At 49.9% G+C, this 13,543-nt stretch carries 10 protein-coding genes; 6 read left to right on the top strand and 4 right to left on the bottom strand.

Annotation, left to right across the window (positions count from 1 at the left end; genetic code table 11):
- The first annotated feature begins 69 nt into the window (after positions 1–69).
- Positions 70–930 carry a pyridoxal kinase PdxY gene (pdxY, locus tag EDI29_RS04395; protein WP_137739891.1) on the top strand — a complete coding sequence of 287 codons (861 nt, stop codon included), beginning with the start codon at positions 70–72 and terminating at the stop codon, positions 928–930.
- A 46-nt stretch (positions 931–976) separates the two neighbouring features.
- Here the strand turns inward: pdxY and gstA are convergent, their stop codons facing one another.
- The gene (gene gstA, locus EDI29_RS04390; RefSeq protein ID WP_137739890.1) at positions 977–1,585 is read right to left on the bottom strand and encodes a glutathione transferase GstA; all 609 of its coding nucleotides are present in this window, start codon (positions 1,583–1,585) and stop codon (positions 977–979) included.
- 891 nt (positions 1,586–2,476) lie between these two features.
- Here gstA and EDI29_RS04385 point away from each other — a divergent pair.
- Positions 2,477–3,781, top strand: a complete 1,305-nt coding sequence (locus EDI29_RS04385; protein ID WP_137739889.1) for a dicarboxylate/amino acid:cation symporter — start codon at positions 2,477–2,479, stop codon at positions 3,779–3,781.
- 298 nt (positions 3,782–4,079) lie between these two features.
- The gene (gene acnA / locus EDI29_RS04380) at positions 4,080–6,752 is read left to right on the top strand and encodes an aconitate hydratase AcnA (protein ID WP_137739888.1); all 2,673 of its coding nucleotides are present in this window, start codon (positions 4,080–4,082) and stop codon (positions 6,750–6,752) included.
- 73 nt (positions 6,753–6,825) lie between these two features.
- Here acnA and EDI29_RS04375 read toward each other — a convergent pair whose 3' ends face one another.
- Positions 6,826–7,257 (bottom strand): putative T6SS immunity periplasmic lipoprotein, encoded by a 432-nt coding sequence (locus EDI29_RS04375; RefSeq protein ID WP_137739887.1) that lies wholly within the window; start codon positions 7,255–7,257, stop codon positions 6,826–6,828.
- Positions 7,258–7,814: 557 nt separating this feature from the next.
- Between EDI29_RS04375 and EDI29_RS04365 the strand changes: the two genes are divergently transcribed.
- Positions 7,815–9,449, top strand: a complete 1,635-nt coding sequence (locus EDI29_RS04365; RefSeq protein ID WP_137739886.1) for an ABC transporter substrate-binding protein — start codon at positions 7,815–7,817, stop codon at positions 9,447–9,449.
- A 68-nt stretch (positions 9,450–9,517) separates the two neighbouring features.
- On the opposite strand, the gene ribA is transcribed toward EDI29_RS04365, so the two are convergent.
- Positions 9,518–10,111 (bottom strand): GTP cyclohydrolase II, encoded by a 594-nt coding sequence (gene ribA / locus EDI29_RS04360; protein WP_137739885.1) that lies wholly within the window; start codon positions 10,109–10,111, stop codon positions 9,518–9,520.
- A 279-nt stretch (positions 10,112–10,390) separates the two neighbouring features.
- Here ribA and pgpB point away from each other — a divergent pair, with 279 nt between their 5' ends.
- Positions 10,391–11,167, top strand: coding sequence for a phosphatidylglycerophosphatase B (gene pgpB, locus EDI29_RS04355; RefSeq protein WP_137739884.1), 777 nt, complete (start codon positions 10,391–10,393; stop codon positions 11,165–11,167).
- A gap of 35 nt (positions 11,168–11,202) precedes the next feature.
- Here pgpB and EDI29_RS04350 read toward each other — a convergent pair whose 3' ends face one another.
- Positions 11,203–12,372, bottom strand: coding sequence for a MalY/PatB family protein (locus EDI29_RS04350; protein ID WP_137739883.1), 1,170 nt, complete (start codon positions 12,370–12,372; stop codon positions 11,203–11,205).
- A gap of 227 nt (positions 12,373–12,599) precedes the next feature.
- Between EDI29_RS04350 and EDI29_RS04345 the strand changes: the two genes are divergently transcribed.
- The gene (locus EDI29_RS04345; RefSeq protein ID WP_167494474.1) at positions 12,600–13,541 is read left to right on the top strand and encodes a D-ribose ABC transporter substrate-binding protein; all 942 of its coding nucleotides are present in this window, start codon (positions 12,600–12,602) and stop codon (positions 13,539–13,541) included.
- The last annotated feature ends 2 nt before the right edge of the window (positions 13,542–13,543 follow it).

Here is a 13,543-nt window from a genome sequence, read left to right as displayed (position 1 = left end):
GAGCGTTAGCTCCCTTTCTTCTTGTAAGTTGAGGCGCATAGGCGCTGGCAAAGGTTTGAGTCATAGCTAATGAAAAATATACTTTCCATCCAATCACACGTCGTTTTTGGTCATGCGGGCAATAGCGCGGCAGAGTTTCCGATGCGTCGGATGGGCGCAAACGTTTGGCCATTGAATACGGTACAGTTTTCGAACCATACCCAATATGGTCACTGGACGGGGTGTGTGATGCCTGCCAGCCACTTGACTGAAGTGGTACAGGGTATTGCGAATATCGACAAACTGAAGACGTGTAATGCGGTGTTGAGTGGTTATATCGGCTCTGCTGAGCAAGGTGAACATATTCTGGATATTGTTCGGCAGGTAAAAGCCGCTAATCCTGATGCGTTGTACTTCTGTGACCCTGTGATGGGCACGCCAGAGAAAGGCTGTATTGTTGCTCCCGGCGTATCTGGTTTTCACTGTCAGCAGTCGCTACTCGCGGCTGACATTATTGCGCCGAATCTGCCTGAGCTGGAACTGCTTGGTGGCCGTACCGTGCATAACGTGACGGAAGCCGTGGAGACCGCCCGCGCACTGTGTGAAAAAGGACCAAAAATCGTTCTGGTGAAGCACCTTAGCCGAGCGGCAAGCCGTGAAGACAGTTTCGAAATGCTGCTGGTCACGCCGACGGATGCCTGGCACATTAGCCGCCCGCTGGTGGAGTTTGAACGCCAGCCTGTTGGCGTGGGCGATTTGACCAGTGGATTGTTGCTGGTGAATTTGCTGAAGGGCGTGGCGCTGGATAAAGCGCTGGAGCACACAACGGCAGCAGTGTATGAAGTTATGCTGGTGACGAAAGAGATGAACGAGTATGAGCTGCAATTGGTTGCTGCTCAGGATGGCATCGCCAATCCGCGCCATCGTTTCCAGGCCGTTCGCCTGTCGTGAAACGAAGCACGCCCCGACATTCGGGGCGTGATTGCGTGTTATTTTTTCAACCTTTCAACCTTTCAACCTTAAGCGCGGTAGCGACGGAAGGCCGCTCGGCAATATGGTCGAGATAGGCGGCCAGCGCAGGGTAGCGGAACATATCCAGCTTTAACGACTGTGCCCAGCGCATTACGGTAAACAGATAGGCATCGGCGATACTGAAGCGGTTGGCGACCAGATAGTTTTGTTCACTCAGCACCAGATTGATATAACGGAATTTGACCTGCAAATACTCGGTCAATAGCTCTTTGTACGTTTCCGGCGTGCCGGGGCGGAAGATCGGCGTAAACGTTTTATGCAATTCAGCAGAGATGTAATTCAGCCATTCAATCGTATGGTAGCGTGCCATACTCCCGGTGGGGGCGATAAGGTTACAGTGTGGAACCAGATCGGCGATGTATTCAGCAATAGCGACGCCTTCAGTTAGGATCGATCCATCATCGAGTTCTAACGCTGGCACCATTCCCTTCGGATTGATGGACATATAGTCGGTTCCACGCTCTGTTTTTTTCGTGCGCAGATTGACCTTCTCCAGTTTGAACTCCAATTTGGATTCGAGCAAAACGATGTGCGTAAAAAGAGAACTGCTTTCAGCCTTGTAAAACAGTTTCATGAAAACCCCTTTCTATTATTATTTTTCCACCAACACATGCGCTGATGATTGTTGAATGACGACATGTCGTTTTTTTACAACAAAACGTAACGATAGAGTGTGAGGCTTCTTCCAAAATACTCCTTATGTATGACTGCCGTATGAGACTTGGGCGGTTTTGACGGAGTAAAGGCCCATTATCATGCCATCCTTGGGCGACTTTGTGGGTTTGAGCACTCCCATGCAGAGGACCATGTCACATGTAATACATACACCAGACGGTGGTACGGATCGCTCACTGGCCACCAGAGACGATGCCGGTGGAAGAGACGATAGTGCGGGTAAAACGACTAAATAAAGTACTCTGTCTGCTTTTGAGCGCAAATGTTGTTCAATCAGCTATGTGAATGCTGTTTTTCACCGAGAGAGCAATCGAAGTTAATTAATTATTACTAAATTTATTGATAAGAAAAATTTCATTAGTGACAGATTTCGTATTTTTCATGATAACGTCAATTTAAGTTATTTCTCCATGGTTAGCGTCTAATTAATATTTTTGAAAATAGGAAAGGGTATGAATGGACGTCTTTTTTGTTTTATTTTGACTGAGCTACCCCTTTATTTTTCATATGTAATAAAGGAGGAGTAGCTATGCGCAACGATTCTCTTAGCGAACACATAATATTAATTACCTATGATGTTTCCCATTATACGTCACGTGTCGTCAAAACATTCCTTGTCAGTGCTGGAAAAATAAACGCTCTCCCCGAGTAGAGATGAACATTATACCAACACACAGATAATACGACGAAAAATCGGATAAACCGTAAGTTGCGTGCAACGGTGTGTCAGGCGGCTAACTGTTGCCAATAATGTGTATTGCCTGAATCTACTCATTACCATGAGGTTACTATGAAAAAGAACCGGTTATTATTTTTTATAGCCTTGGCTATTGTTTTGGGAATTATTGTCGGCGGAGCTTGTCACGCTTTATTGACTGCGCAGGAAGCCAAAGAGGTGGTGTCCTATTTTAATTTAGTGACCGACGTTTTTCTTCGTCTGATAAAAATGATTATTGCCCCGTTGGTATTTGCAACGTTGGTCTCTGGCCTTGCTAGCATGGGGAACTCTTCTTCCGTTGGCCGAATAGGGCTGAAAGCCATGGTGTGGTTTATTTGCTCGTCACTGGTTTCTCTTTTTATTGGCATGGTGTTGGCAAATATTTTTGAGCCAGGCGTCGGGATGAATCTTGAAATACCCAGTGCATCAGTACAGGTCGATGCTGGTGTGAGCACGGGCGGGTTTACACTGAAAAGCTTTATTGCCCATATATTTCCACGCAGCATCGTCGAAGCAATGGCGAATAACGAAATATTACAGATCCTGGTGTTCTCCATGTTTTTCGGTTCGGCACTCGCCTTTGTGAAAGGCCAAAATAAGCATGCCGTCATGATGGAGTCGATGATAGAGGAACTGGCGAAAGTGATGTTTCGGGTGACGGATTATGTCATGCGTTTAGCGCCTTTGGCGGTATTTTCCTCATTAGCATCTTCCATTACGACCGAAGGTCTGGGGCTTCTCTTTGATTTTGGCAAAGTTATTGGTGAGTTCTATATTGGGTTGGCGCTGCTATGGGGGTTAATGTTCGGTGCTGGTGCGCTGTTCCTCGGGAAGAAAGCAGCCTGGGGACTGATCAAATTGCTGCGTGAGCCCAGTATGCTGGCGTTTGCTACCGCAAGTAGCGAAGCGGCCTATCCAAAAACAATGGAGGCGCTGAGCGAGTTCGGTGTTGCTAAAAAAATTACCAGCTTCGTACTTCCATTAGGGTATTCCTTTAACCTTGTCGGCTCGATGATTTATCAGGCTTTTGCGATTCTGTTTATCGCGCAGGCCTACAATATTCACCTAAGTTTGACGCAACAGACGCTGATTCTGCTGACGCTGATGATCACGAGTAAAGGCATGGCGGGTGTCGCTCGCGCAGCGGTGGTGGTCGTGGCAGCCACACTGCCGATGTTCGGCTTACCCGAAGCGGGTATCTTGCTGATTATTGGTATCGATCAGTTCCTGGATATGGGCCGCACGGCGACCAATGTGATTGGCAACGGCATGGCGACAGCGGTTGTTGCCAAACTGGAACGAAACCATGACCTGGAAGAACGAGACCATGACCATTCCGACGAAGAAGCCCCTGTGATGGCAACCGGGAATGTCTAAATCCGCTTCAGATTAATGTACTGAGACAGGCGGCCTTCGGGCCGTTCTTCTCTACATTGCCTTCCGTAGCCTTTACCCATTGCCGCTGTTGTGTTCCATCCCATTCTCGTTCCCATTTGCACTTATTCCGATGTGCTTCTTTTCAATAGTTAACGGCTATCGCTGCGTTCATATCGCATTGTTGCAAAAACGTTATTTTTTGTTTGTGTTATCTTTAAATAAGACCGCAAGCTCAGGCTGGTTATTCATTAATCGCCCGATGCAGAATAACGAATAGCAAGTTAATTTGGGAGGAAGCATGTCATCACACCTTCGCGACACTTGTCTGGACACACTGACGGTACAGAAGCAGATTTACCATTACTACAGCCTGCCGAAGGCGGCGAAAACGCTTGGCAATATCGATAAATTACCGAAGTCACTCAAGGTCTTGCTGGAAAATTTATTACGTCATCAGGACGGCGACACGGTAGAGCAGGACGATCTTCAGGCGGTGGTGGACTGGCTGAAAACCGGTCACGTCGATCGGGAAATTGCCTATCGTCCCGCGCGCGTTTTGATGCAGGACTTTACCGGCGTGCCTGCCGTGGTCGATCTGGCGGCGATGCGAGCGGCGGTGAAACGGCTGGGCGGCGATGTGAATAAGGTTAACCCGCTGTCGCCAGTCGATCTGGTTATCGACCACTCGGTGACGGTTGACCACTTCGGCGATCGTCAGGCGCTCACAGATAACACGCAACTGGAAATGGCGCGTAACCGTGAACGTTATGAATTTTTGCGCTGGGGGCAGAATGCTTTTAGCCATTTCAGCGTCGTACCACCGGGAACCGGGATTTGCCATCAGGTGAATCTGGAGTATCTCGCCAAGGCCATCTGGTATGAAAAGCAGGGCGACAAACAGTTTGCTTATCCCGATACGCTGGTGGGAACCGATTCGCATACCACCATGATTAACGGCTTAGGCGTACTCGGTTGGGGTGTCGGCGGGATAGAAGCCGAAGCGGCGATGCTAGGGCAACCTGTTTCGATGCTAATCCCCGATGTCGTTGGTGTGAAATTAAGCGGCAAAATGCGTGAAGGGATCACGGCAACCGATCTGGTACTGACGGTAACGCAGATGCTGCGTAAGCACGGCGTGGTCGGCAAGTTTGTGGAATTTTATGGCGATGGGCTGGATTCGCTGCCGCTGGCGGATCGCGCGACTATCGCTAACATGGCACCGGAATATGGTGCGACCTGTGGTTTTTTCCCTATCGATAATATCACGCTGGATTACATGCGGTTGACCAACCGCGCGGAAGAACAGATTGCCTTGGTGGAAGCCTACAGTAAGCAGCAGGGGCTATGGCGTAATACGGGTGATGAGCCGGTATTCACTAGCCAGCTCGCGCTGGATTTGGCAACGGTGGAAACCAGTCTGGCGGGGCCGAAGCGTCCGCAGGATCGTGTGCCTTTAGCCGGCGTGCCGGAAGCCTTTAAAGCCAGCCGGGAACTGGAAGTCAGCTCGGTGAAAAATCGCTCTGATTATGAAGAATTCACGCTGGAAGGCAAAACGCACCGCTTGCAGCAGGGCGCGGTCGTGATTGCCGCGATCACCTCCTGCACCAATACTTCTAACCCGAGCGTGCTGATGACGGCCGGGCTGCTGGCAAAAAATGCCGTAGAGCGCGGTCTGAAAACCAAGCCGTGGGTCAAAACCTCGCTGGCACCGGGTTCGCGGGTCGTCACGGATTACTATGCTAAAGCGGGATTGACGTCGTTTCTCGACGAGCTGGGATTTAATCTGGTGGGCTACGGCTGTACCACCTGTATTGGTAACTCCGGCCCGCTGCCGGATGCGATTGAAGCGGCGATAAAAGCAGGCGACCTGACCGTCGGCGCGGTGTTGTCAGGTAACCGTAACTTTGAAGGCCGCATTCATCCGCTGGTGAAGACCAACTGGCTGGCGTCACCGCCGCTGGTGGTCGCGTATGCGCTGGCGGGAAATATGAATGTCGATCTGACGCAAGAACCACTGGGGGAAGATCGTGACGGCAATGCAGTCTATCTGAAAGACATCTGGCCTTCGACGAAAGCGGTGGCAGACGCGGTATTGAACGTCAGTGCTGGCATGTTTCACCAACAATATGCCGCTGTGTTTGAAGGCACGGAGGAGTGGCAAGAGATCGAGGTCGATAACAACCCCACCTATCAGTGGCCGGAAGAATCGACCTATATTCGTCAAACGCCTTTCTTTCTGGATATGGGGAAAGAACCAGAACCGGTTCAGGATATCCACAACGCGCGCATTCTGGCGATGCTGGGGGACTCGGTCACCACCGACCATATTTCCCCAGCGGGTAATATCAAACGCGATAGTCCGGCAGGGAAATACTTGCTGGAGCGCGGCGTCGAAACCACGGAGTTTAACTCTTATGGTTCACGGCGCGGTAACCATGAAGTGATGATGCGCGGGACGTTTGCCAACATCCGTATCCGTAATGAGATGGTGCCGGGTAAAGAGGGCGGCTATACCCGGCATATTCCGTCGCAGAATGAGATGACGATCTATGACGCGGCGATGCGTTACAAGGACGATAATATCCCGCTGGCGCTGTTTGCCGGTAAAGAGTACGGCTCCGGCTCCAGCCGCGACTGGGCCGCGAAAGGCCCGCGTTTGCTGGGCGTCCGCGTGGTGATTGCCGAATCGTTCGAGCGTATCCACCGCTCTAATCTGATTGGGATGGGGATTCTACCGCTGGAGTTTCCTGACGGCGTGACGCGTAAAACGCTGCAATTAACCGGGGATGAACAAATCTCGATTACGGGATTAAATCAGCTGACACCGGGCGCCACAGTTGAAGTAAACATCACGGGTGCGGATGGCAATACGCAGGCGATCAAGACCCGCTGCCGCATCGACACCCGCAACGAACTGACCTACTACCAGAACGACGGTATCCTGCACTACGTTATCCGCAATATGCTGTAATTTTATGTCTAGCTACCGAGGGCAGAAAGCCTGCTCTCGGTGGATTCGCTCAATTCGAAATATAACGGGTACATCAATAATACGCGGCTTCATTCTTTCTAAGCGGTACGCTTCGGACACTGCCGCTGGTAAACGCTATCGCAGACACGACGCTTCTTCGTAAATCACCGTATTTTTTCGATTGCAGGATATACCTGACGACGTATGTGCTGTCGTCTAAAAAGCGGTAAAAAGAAGGCGGAATGCACAGTTCGCCCTGTGTAACGACTACGCTGGGATTTTCATACAGCGTCCATTCCTGTGGCTGAGCGGCTCTTGTGCTAATCGCAATAAGAGTGGGTTGGTAATCCCGAGCATCGCTAACTAAAAAGCAGAGATCGCTTCCCACTTGTCTGACTGATGTCAATTCGTCTAGCTTCAGGCGATCGCCCGAACCGGGGCAACCGACAAGAAGAAAACTCGTCACTATAAGCAGAAACGCAGACAATTTTGCAGTAAATGTCATCGTTAATTCCAGGGAAAGAACGGCATGGTTTTTTGATATTGTTGCCGTATGGCGGTCTTAGAAGTATCGCTATCAAGGGTGACATCTCCTCGTGCTCTCAACATTTTCCACACTTGATAGCCGTATGTTTTTAAAACGAAATAATCAGCGATTATTTATGCCTGCTGTTCCATTGGGTAGCATCTTAATGTGCGGTTACCACGTTGGTAGCGATAACTGACAGCCCAACTGACCAAACCTCTAAATTCTTTTTGATTGTCCATAACAATCTCCGTTTGTTATCGCTACATAGGTTTATAGCGTGGACTATTGACGGTTAAAAATGAAGCGTTAATCCCAGCAGTGTAACGTTCATTCCAGGCGGTTAAGAAAGATAGATTAACCCTGATGCACCAGCGCACGTTTTCCCACATTAAACTCTCGTATCCTCAGGCGAATTGTGGTTAGGTTGTAGTGATGCTAACTCTATGGGGAATAAGTAAAAACTATTTCTCATACATGCCCTGATGACAACGCGAATACCGCTTGAAGAATGACGGGATATAACAGGAGGTTATATGAATGGTGTAATCAAAAAACGTTTTAAACACTCGGTGTTGCTTCTTACTTTGTGTGCAACGGGGGCGATAACCTCGGTTTTTGCTGCTCAGGTTCCCGCTGGTGTGGTATTGGCGGACAAGCAAGAGCTGGTACGGGGCAATGGTTCAGAGCCTGCCTCGTTGGACCCGCATAAGGTAGAAAGCGATGTAGAAGGCCACATTATCAACGATTTCTTCGATAATCTGGTGCGCGTAGGTGATGATGGCACGATACAGCCGCGACTGGCTGAACGTTGGGACAATAAAGACAACACGGTGTGGACGTTCCACCTGCGGCCTGATGCTAAATGGTCTGATGGTTCGCCGCTGACCGCCGATGATGTGGTTTACAGCTGGCAACGCCTTGGCGATCCTAAAACACTATCGCCCTACGGCAGCTATGTCGCCAGTATGTATGTGAAGAATGCCGCAGAGATTATGGCTGGCAAAAAGGCACCGGATACGCTGGGCATAAAGGCGCTTGATAGTCATACGGTTGAGGTTACGCTGGAACGTCCGCTTTCCTATTTTTTGGAAATGTCGGCCTATCATGTTCTGGTGCCGTTGCCGAAAGCGGTGCTTGAAAAACACCCAGAAAACTGGACGCAGGTCGGAAATTTTGTCAGTAGCGGCCCTTACACGATGAGTGAATGGGTGGTGAACGAACGTATCGTCGGTAAGCGCAATACCCAGTATTGGGATGATGCGCATACTGTAATTAACAAGGTCACGTACCTGCCGATCAGCTCGCAGGCGGCGGAGCTGAACCGCTATAAATCCAGCGAAATTGATATAACCGGACCTTTATCGCCGATTCAGTTCGCGTCGCTGCAAAAAGAGTACCCGCAGGAAGTAAAAATATCGCCGCAGCTTGGTACGTACTTCTATCAATTTAATACGCAAAAACCGCCGTTTGATGATGCCAGAGTGCGCCGCGCCTTAGACCTGAGTTTGGATAAGACGGTTATCGCTGAAAAGGTAATGGGTATGGGGCAGAAGCCCGCATATAATCTGGTCCCTCAAAACACCGGTGGCTATACGCGGCAGGAGCCGGAATGGGCAAGTTGGACGCAAGAACAGCGCAATGCGGAAGCGAAAAAATTGCTGGGAGAGGCCGGTTTTAACGCGAAAAACCCGCTGCGCTTTAACCTGCTTTATAACACTTCAGAATCGCACCTGCGCGTTGCCATCGCGGCGAACTCAATGTGGAAAAAGAACCTCGGCGTAGAGGCGACATTACAGAATCAGGAATGGAAAACCATGCTGGATACGATCCGCACCGGCAACTATGAGGTGGTCCGCTATTCATGGATTGGAGATTACAATGAGCCGAGTACCTTCCTGGAGATTCTGCAATCGGGTAACAGCAATAACAATTCCAAATTCAGTAACGCGGAATATGATGCGCTGCTGCAAAAAGCGCTGGCAGTAGGCAACAGACAAGAGAAACAGGGTATTTATCAGCAGGCGATGACGATTTTGAATCAGCAAGCACCATTGCTACCTATCTATCACTATTCATTGCCCCAGATGGTGAAACCTTACATCGGTGGGTTCCTGCCAGATATTCGTGGTAACTACTACACACAGGATATCTACGTGATTAAACATTAGGTGAAAAAAAGACCGCCGGTAAAATGCTGGCGGTCTGTGTCTGTGAACAAATGACGCGAGCGGGAGCGTTATTTGATATCCAGCATGTGTCCCATTTTGGCCGCTTTGGTGGCCAAATAGTTTTCATTCTTCGGGTTGCGCCCGACGATTAATGGCACACGCTCAACGATGTTGATGCCTGCTTCGTTGAGAATTTTTACTTTCTGCGGATTATTCGTCAGCAGGCGAACTTCATCAACGTTCAGCAGTTTGAACATGTCAGCGCACAGCGTGAAGTCGCGCTCGTCGGCGGCAAACCCGAGTTGATGGTTAGCTTCCACCGTATCGGCTCCCAGATCCTGCAACGCATAAGCGCGGATTTTATTGAGCAGCCCGATATTACGACCTTCCTGACGATGGTATAACAGCACGCCGCGACCTTCTTCGGCGATGTGGCCCAATGCAGCCTCAAGCTGAAAACCACAGTCACAGCGCAGGCTAAACAAGGCATCTCCCGTCAGGCACTCAGAATGCACGCGGGCAAGTACGGGAACTGAACCGGAAATATCACCATAGACTAATGCAAGGTGATCGTGACCCGTGGCGATCTCTTCAAAACCCACCATCAGAAAATCGCCCCACGGAGTGGGTAACTTGGCTTCCGCCACCCGTTTTAGCTGCATACTTTTCTCCAAAAACGCGGTATCCAAAAAACGCTGTGTCCAAAAAACAAAAGTGCTGAGGCGAATCCTACTGCTGCCTATCGCGCTTGACCAGCAAAAAAGCCTGTCTAAGAACGTCACAAAAATTGAACTATAGCGTGACCTGACCTCAGTTTGGTTTCAACTTCGTTGACAGAACTGAGCGCTATTTTACGCCATACTGACAGTTCATGTCGGATTTTCTGATAGAATTGTGAAAGTTTTGTTGCAAAGCATCATGCTGAATTATGGGAAGAAATTATGTACGACATTGCCAAACGAACCACCATTGGCGCAGCGCTATTACTGATTATGCCAATCATTATTTGGATGAGCGGTTGGCAGTGGCAACCGGAATATGGTGGGTCTTGGTTGCGCGTACTCTTTTGGGTCACCGAGACAGTGACATCACCGTGGGGAATTCTGACCAGCATTATCCTAAGCATCTGGTTTCTCTGGTGCCTGCGTTTTCGTCTGAAACCTGCACTTGGCCTGTTGGTTATTATGGCGATTACGGTGTTGGTTGGGCAGGGCATCAAATCGGTGATTAAAGAGTGGGTGCAGGAATCCCGGCCTTATGTTGTCTGGCTGGAGAGAAATCATCAGGTGGACGACAGCTATTTCTACTCGTTGCCGCGTAAGGAACGTTCAGAACTGGTGAAAACGCAGTTGCAGGATCAAACGCAGATCCCACAATGGCTGCGCAGCCACTGGCAGTTTGAAACCGGCTTTGCTTTCCCCTCTGGGCACACCCTATTTGCCGCAACTTGGGCTTTGTTGGCCGTTGGGTTACTGTGGGCGCGCCGACATTATAAAACCGTGGTGATCCTGATGCTCTGGGCCAGTGGCGTCATGGGCAGCCGTCTGGTACTCGGCATGCATTGGCCTCAGGATCTGGTGGTGGCGACGTTAATCAGTTGGCTGCTGGTGGTGGTCGCCAGTTGGCTGGCACAGCGCTGGTGCGGCCCGCTGTCGCTCCAGTATGAGGAAATCAAAGAACAGGCAGAAGAGGATGCCGCCGAGAATAAATCCTCGTAAACGGCAGTAGAACTAAAATGGAAGGGGCTGGAACGCTATGAAAATGCTTGTTTTAGACGTTCTAGCCCTTCGAGAAGCACGGCTCTTGGGCAAGCAAAATTGATGCGTTCGAATCCATCGCCTTGGGGGCCGAAGGTTTCACCCCAGGTTAGGCCCACGCCAGCCTTGTCCAGAATGATACTTTTAAGTTCTTCTGCTGACAGTTGATACGCAGTGAAATCCAGCCAGGCAATATAGCCTCCACCCGGCCTAATGAGTCTAACGTTCGGCATGTTTTGACTGAAAAATTCGGCCATAACATCAAGGTTTTTTTGGAGATAAGCGTTAAGCTCAGTAAGCCACGCTTTTCCGTCGCGGTAAGCCGCCTCTGCTGCCGTAATACTGAAAATATTCGTCGCGAAGTCAAAATCCATACCGACTCTGATTTTCTCCAGTTGTTCCCACATTGCTCTGTTCGGGATTATACCAATTGCATAGGTTAGCCCCTGCAAGTTGAAGGCCTTGGAGGGAGAAGTTAGGGTCACGGAGTGGTGCTGGCTTGCAGAAGAAACGCTGCTGTAAGGAACAAACTCGCTATCATCGTAGATAAGATAGCTATTAATTTCATCCGAAACCACAGTGACTGCGTGTTGCTCGCAGATGTCAGCGACAATAGACAGTTCCTTACGGCTGAGCATAAGTCCCGTTGGGTTGTGCGGGTTAACCAGAAAGAATAGCTTCACTTTATTCTTGACGATAATCTGCTCGAATTCCGCAGCGTCAAACGCGTAATGATGACCGTTATAGAGCAGCGGTTGTGCCACGATCTGTCGACCCGCGCCTTCAATCACGCTCACTGCTGGGTGAAAATGCGGGGCATGAAGCAGTATGGCATCACCTTTCTGGGTATAGGCTTGCAGGCTCAGGGAAAACAGCGCCCACATCCCTGGGCAATTAGTCAGCCATTCGGGTTTCACATTCCAGCGATGGTTCTGCTTAAACCACTCAGTGACGGCTTGATAATAGGTATCTGGCTTATATTCATAAGCATACATACCGCTTTCAGCCTTGCGAACCAGCGCGTCGCGTATGCAGGATGGTGAAGGGAAGTCCATATCTGCCGTACCAAAAGAAATAATTCCTGCCCGTTCATAACGTCCCCACTTTATGGAGGATGAGTCGCTTCTGTTAATGACGAGATCGAAGATGCACTCTTGCTCAACCATATTCCAATGTCCTTATGAGAATAGCCGCGCAAACCGGCTCAGCCATAGCACTATCTCTCTAACCAAGCGGTAGATTCAACTTTTCTTACTCCTCGCACAAAATGTAAACAATTTGTGAGCTGCTTCGCTATTCCTGCTTTTGCTGTTGGACAATTTTTCGGTGGGTTGTAAAACTTCATTTGAATGTTAATTCAATATTGAATATATATTCAAACAGGAGAATAACAATGAAACCTTACCGTCTGAAATCCTCCCTGCTGGCTATCATGTTTTCCCTGTCTGCTGGCACGTTCGCCGCAGATAACGGCTTGATCGCCATTATTACCCCTTCACACGACAACCCCTTCTTTAAAGCGGAAGCCGAAGGCGCCAGAACCAAAGCCATCGAACTGGGCTACACCACGCTGGTGGCTTCGCACGACGATGACGTTAGTAAGCAAAATCAACTGATTGAAACTGCCATTGCCCGCAAGGCGAAGGCCATCATTCTGGATAATGCCGGGGCTGATGCCACCATTGGCCCGTTGAAAAAGGCGAAAGCGGCGGGTATTCCTGCATTCCTGATCGACCGTGAAATCAATGAAACCGGCGTGGCCGTGGCGCAGATTGTTTCCAATAACTATCAGGGTGCGCAGCTCGGCGCGGAGAAGTTTGTCGAACTGATGGGCCAGAAAGGCAAGTACGTCGAGCTGATTGGCCGTGAGTCGGACACCAATGCACACGTCCGCTCGCAGGGTTATCACGATGTGATCGACCAATATAGCGACATGAAACGCGTCGCCAGACAAACCGCGAACTGGAGCCAGACGGAAGCCTTTACCCGCATGGAGGCCATCTTGCAGGCAAATCCAGATATCACCGGCGTGATTTCCGGCAACGACACCATGGCGCTGGGGGCGGAAGCAGCGTTGAAAGCGGCGGGGCGTCACGATGTGATAGTGGTGGGCTTTGACGGCAGCGACTACGTGCGTGATTCCATCATCAATAAAGGCAACATCAAGGCCACGGTGCTTCAACCTGGCTGGCAACAGGCGCAGATGGCGGTCGAACAGGCGGATTACTACCTGAAGAACGGCAAGGCACAGCACGATGAAAAGCAGCTGATGGATTGCATTCTGATCGATGAGTCTAATGCGAACAAACTCAACACCTTTGCGTTGAAACCGTAATT

This window comes from Pectobacterium polonicum, from assembly GCF_005497185.1.
Lineage (GTDB): Bacteria > Pseudomonadota > Gammaproteobacteria > Enterobacterales > Enterobacteriaceae > Pectobacterium > Pectobacterium polonicum.
Note: the sequence above shows the minus strand (reverse complement) of the source record. Positions and strands in the feature narration are given on the sequence as shown.

Bases quoted from the DNA above. Each gene is read 5' to 3' on its own strand.
- EDI29_RS04385 (WP_137739889.1), top strand. From the start codon at position 2,477: ATGAAAAAGAACCGGTTATTATTTTTTATAGCCTTGGCTATTGTTTTG.
- pdxY (WP_137739891.1), top strand. From the start codon at position 70: ATGAAAAATATACTTTCCATCCAATCACACGTCGTTTTTGGTCATGCG.
- EDI29_RS04365 (WP_137739886.1), top strand. From the start codon at position 7,815: ATGAATGGTGTAATCAAAAAACGTTTTAAACACTCGGTGTTGCTTCTT.
- gstA (WP_137739890.1), bottom strand. From the start codon at position 1,585: ATGAAACTGTTTTACAAGGCTGAAAGCAGTTCTCTTTTTACGCACATC.
- EDI29_RS04345 (WP_167494474.1), top strand. From the start codon at position 12,600: ATGAAACCTTACCGTCTGAAATCCTCCCTGCTGGCTATCATGTTTTCC.
- EDI29_RS04350 (WP_137739883.1), bottom strand. From the start codon at position 12,372: ATGGTTGAGCAAGAGTGCATCTTCGATCTCGTCATTAACAGAAGCGAC.
- pgpB (WP_137739884.1), top strand. From the start codon at position 10,391: ATGTACGACATTGCCAAACGAACCACCATTGGCGCAGCGCTATTACTG.
- acnA (WP_137739888.1), top strand. From the start codon at position 4,080: ATGTCATCACACCTTCGCGACACTTGTCTGGACACACTGACGGTACAG.
- ribA (WP_137739885.1), bottom strand. From the start codon at position 10,111: ATGCAGCTAAAACGGGTGGCGGAAGCCAAGTTACCCACTCCGTGGGGC.
- EDI29_RS04375 (WP_137739887.1), bottom strand. From the start codon at position 7,257: ATGACATTTACTGCAAAATTGTCTGCGTTTCTGCTTATAGTGACGAGT.